This is a genomic window from Chlorogloea sp. CCALA 695, from assembly GCF_003003885.1.
In the GTDB taxonomy this organism is placed as follows: Bacteria; Cyanobacteriota; Cyanobacteriia; order Cyanobacteriales; family Chroococcidiopsidaceae; genus Aliterella.
The window spans coordinates 1-3,457 of record NZ_PVWN01000131.1 but is presented as its reverse complement, the minus strand read 5'-3'; the positions used below and the strand labels follow the sequence as shown (position 1 = coordinate 3,457).

Genomic DNA, 3,457 nt, shown 5'->3' with positions numbered 1-3,457 from the left:
GCTAGACTTGGTAGTCTTGGCTGGGTTAGTTATGTACGGACTGTTTACCGTGATTCACTAACCAACGAATCGCACTCATAATCGATTTTCAGTCTTAACCAACTATTGAACAGCTAATTCAGGTAGTCAAAAGCGCAACTGAAGACAAAAACTACTCTACTGCGCTGCGAGTTGCCAACAATGCTATTAAGCAGTTTCCCGAATATGCAACGGCTTACTTTTATCGTGCAATTGCCTTGAGTAATTTAGGCAAACCAAAGGAGGCTAAACTAAATTTTGAGCAAGCCAAAAAGCTGTATCTTACCCAGCTAAAGAATGCTAAGATTAGCGCCCAGGAGAAAAGCGAGGCACGGAAAAAGTTGGAAACAGTTGAACAGCATTTGTTACTACTTCAGCCCTAGCCATGAGCAAATGCACCGCTTTAGAACCAGCCCCGACGCGCTTCTATGCTCCATCTGGACTATTTACTAATGAGGATTTGCGCCACATGAGCGCCAACTACTTAGGTGAAGTTATCGTCTCCCCCGGCGGCAGCTTTCGTTATCAGGTGATTTCGGACCCACTATGTCGGTTGTATTGGGAGCGCGGTAAACCCCAACCGAATGTCAACGAATCAGCGTATTGCCGAAACGCTAACGGCAAAGGCTGGAGGCGGAGTCATCCCAATTTTCTTTCCTATCAAATAGCCGACGGTAGTTTTATTACAGTGCGGTGGCAGTTGCCAGTGCAGCAAACTATTGGAGCTACTGAAGCAAATTTAGTAGCTGCTTAATTTCTTTTCCCAGTAGTGCAAATCCCCACACACACCCGTTAGTTCCAAAAGCGCGGGTAATGCTATACCTCTAGGAAATTAATGATATTTTCTAGACAAGTAGATGCTCAAGTAGCGTAAAACCCGCCATACTTTTGCTCAATCGTCGTCATCATCATCTTCTTTTTTTTGTTCAGTATTTTCCGGCGCTTCTTCAGCTTCTCCTCCCCCAAAATCGCAGGCTGAAAGAGGCATCATTAAACCCAATAGCAACAGAAAACTAATAATTGGCGATCGCATCAAAATATTTCCTCCTTTTTTGTCGTTGTCCGGGCGTGGCAAAGACGTAGAACTGTAGTATTACTACAGTAAGATTACAAATTATTCTACATCTTCATGAGCAGAGGTAGAGCAAGTTGTGGGCGCGATTGCTTCCAGCACTAACAAGAGCGGTAATCGCACAATTTGTAATATTGCCAAGCTTCCATAATTCGGACGCGAACGCGTGGACAAGCAAAAGAAAGGTCTAATACTTCACCAATATTAGCGGATGACCCCTTAATCATCAGCAAGCGCTCGGCAAGAAACATTGCTGCATCAATACCGTAATAAATAACATTTACACCCGTCAGCTAAAAACTGGCGGGTTTTATTTTACCCATAACAGGACTCAACCGAATGCCTAATTTAACCAGCCACTCGCTCAACGTAAAAGATGAGCCAGTTTTGCAGCAGTTAGAAACCCATCTGCAACATCTGAGCCAGGATAAAAAAGCAGCAATTGCAATCGCCGCCCTCTACGAAGCAACCGAACCTAGTGCCGTCGATTTTGACCATATTTGCAATTGCTGTTCCCACTTCAACAAAGCAATTGCCTTGCTTCAAAACCTATCCCACTGGGGACAACTAGCCGTTGAACGAGCAATAACAGAGGAACTAGCAGTATTAGAGCAGTTGCAAGGGGTAGGCAGATGAAACCCTACTGGTGTCCCTTTTGTCGCAGTAGTGTGTCGTTGATTGATAGCGCCAAAGTTTACGGTTGCCACTATGGGTTTATTTACCTTTGCGATTCTTACCCCAATTGTGATGCGCGGGTGGGGTATCACCCTGGCAGCATAAAGCCACTGGGGACACTAGCCGACCGAGAGTTACGGAGGTGGCGCAGCTTGGCTCATCGGAAGTTCGACCCCTTGTGGCAGTCTGGTGTTTTCTCTAGCCGTCAAGCTGCCTACAAGTGGCTATCGAAAGCTATGAAATTACCTTTGTCAAGAACCCATGTAGCCATGTTCGACATTCGGCAGTGCCAAAGGGCGTGTTCTGTGATTGAGAGTTTTACAAAGGGTCGGCAGCGCGTCAAAACAAAATCAACAACTCATTGTCAAGGAGAATTATCATGCAGCACAAACCAATTGCCATAACCCCTCGTGATGGATTCGACTTACTAGCCGTATGGGAAAAAGACGGGAAAAGATGGTACTTATTGCAACTGGCACGTCCCCAGAGTGCTATCGCCCTAGCACAAGAAAATCCTCATACGAGATTAGTTTTTCCGACATCTATCGACCCAAATTGCTTGAGTAAACAGAGCCGCCAATAAAACAGTTTAAGGCAGTAAGCACGTTTTAAGTAATTATTAATTGTAGCTTTTGGATAAAATAGCTGCCGGGAAAAAGAATATTTTGCCTGAGAAACCTTAACATGTAAACCTAAAGTTAGGAGGTGTAATAACTTGATTTGTTTGTTGATTAATGCTGTTGTATAATAATAGTTGCAGGCTAACATTATGCCAGCGAATAAAGGTTTTTATCTACTCAAGTCAAAGCTTACTAAAGTTACACAACAAGAAATTCTAGCAGCAGCTAGAGCAGTTGTGAAGCAAGCGCCATTGTTTCGACCAAATATGCCAAACGGTCAATCTTTCAATTATTCAATGACCAACTGCGACGATTTGGGATGAGTTGCGGATAGTCACGGATACCGCTATCAGCAAGTTCGTCCGCATACTTTTGAGGCATTTCCAGCTATGCCCCAGGTGATTAAAGACCTGGCAATAGCAATAGCCAAAGAAACAGAAAACAGTGATTTTCATCCCCAATCCTGTTTGATTAATCTGTATAGAAAAGGCGAAAAGTTGGGGATGCACAAAGACAATACTGAGGAGAATTTATCAGCCCCAATAATCTCGGTTTCTCTAGGGTGTACAGGAATCCTCGTTTTGGGCGGTTTTCTTCGTACTGACGAAACTAAACAATACATTGTCCAAAGCGGCGACGTAATTGTAATGGGTGGGGAGAGTCGAAACTACTTTCATTCGTTTAAGGGCATTGTCCCCAATACCAGTAATTTACTAAAGAACGGCGGTAGATTAAACTTGACAATTAGGCAGGTAAACTGAGAATCATTCATTACTAATAATTGTTAATTTTACTTTTATTAGTAATAGATAGCTTGACTTATAAATCGGTTTGTTATATTAGTAAGTCAATTAAGTATCGCATTTCTAAAAAGTTGTTAGAGCGTAGTCTCCGGGACAGAACTTTTTAAGGCGCTGCTACGCAGGAAAAATACGACATCAAAAATTACTCGGCACGGGAGCATCTCACTTTTGCAAATAGCCAGTGGTAGATATCCCTTTTCTGTCATTTTCCGGATATAATAAGTAAAAGAATCAAGAGATAAAAGGCTAAGAGGTAAGCAGAGCAATGG

Annotated in this window: 7 protein-coding genes; 5 read left to right on the top strand and 2 right to left on the bottom strand. The window is 43.0% G+C overall.

All coding sequences use genetic code 11. The features are described from left to right. Positions 1-403 precede the first annotated feature (403 nt). Complete coding sequence (locus tag C7B70_RS25280) at positions 404-772, top strand: hypothetical protein (RefSeq protein ID WP_106371627.1); 369 nt, start codon at positions 404-406, stop codon at positions 770-772. A gap of 138 nt (positions 773-910) precedes the next feature. On the opposite strand, the gene C7B70_RS26735 is transcribed toward C7B70_RS25280, so the two are convergent. Beyond that, complete coding sequence (locus C7B70_RS26735; RefSeq protein WP_158260601.1) at positions 911-1,051, bottom strand: hypothetical protein; 141 nt, start codon at positions 1,049-1,051, stop codon at positions 911-913. Between the two features lie 140 nt (positions 1,052-1,191). Then, positions 1,192-1,341 (bottom strand): hypothetical protein, encoded by a 150-nt coding sequence (locus tag C7B70_RS26730; RefSeq protein ID WP_158260600.1) that lies wholly within the window; start codon positions 1,339-1,341, stop codon positions 1,192-1,194. A gap of 88 nt (positions 1,342-1,429) precedes the next feature. On the opposite strand from C7B70_RS26730, the gene C7B70_RS25275 reads away from it, so the two are divergent. The 4 genes from C7B70_RS25275 to C7B70_RS25260 all read left to right on the top strand — a co-directional run bounded on the left by C7B70_RS25275 (position 1,430) and on the right by C7B70_RS25260 (position 3,146). Next, complete coding sequence (locus C7B70_RS25275) at positions 1,430-1,726, top strand: hypothetical protein (protein ID WP_106371626.1); 297 nt, start codon at positions 1,430-1,432, stop codon at positions 1,724-1,726. Continuing rightward, entirely contained in the window at positions 1,723-2,169 is a 447-nt protein-coding gene (locus C7B70_RS25270; RefSeq protein WP_106371625.1) for a zinc-finger-containing protein, read from the top strand. Before C7B70_RS25275 ends, C7B70_RS25270 begins: the two co-directional genes overlap by 4 nt. After that, positions 2,145-2,348 (top strand): hypothetical protein, encoded by a 204-nt coding sequence (locus C7B70_RS25265; RefSeq protein WP_106371624.1) that lies wholly within the window; start codon positions 2,145-2,147, stop codon positions 2,346-2,348. Before C7B70_RS25270 ends, C7B70_RS25265 begins: the two co-directional genes overlap by 25 nt. Before the next feature lie 426 nt (positions 2,349-2,774). Next, complete coding sequence (locus C7B70_RS25260) at positions 2,775-3,146, top strand: alpha-ketoglutarate-dependent dioxygenase AlkB (protein ID WP_106371623.1); 372 nt, start codon at positions 2,775-2,777, stop codon at positions 3,144-3,146. Positions 3,147-3,457: the final 311 nt, after the last annotated feature.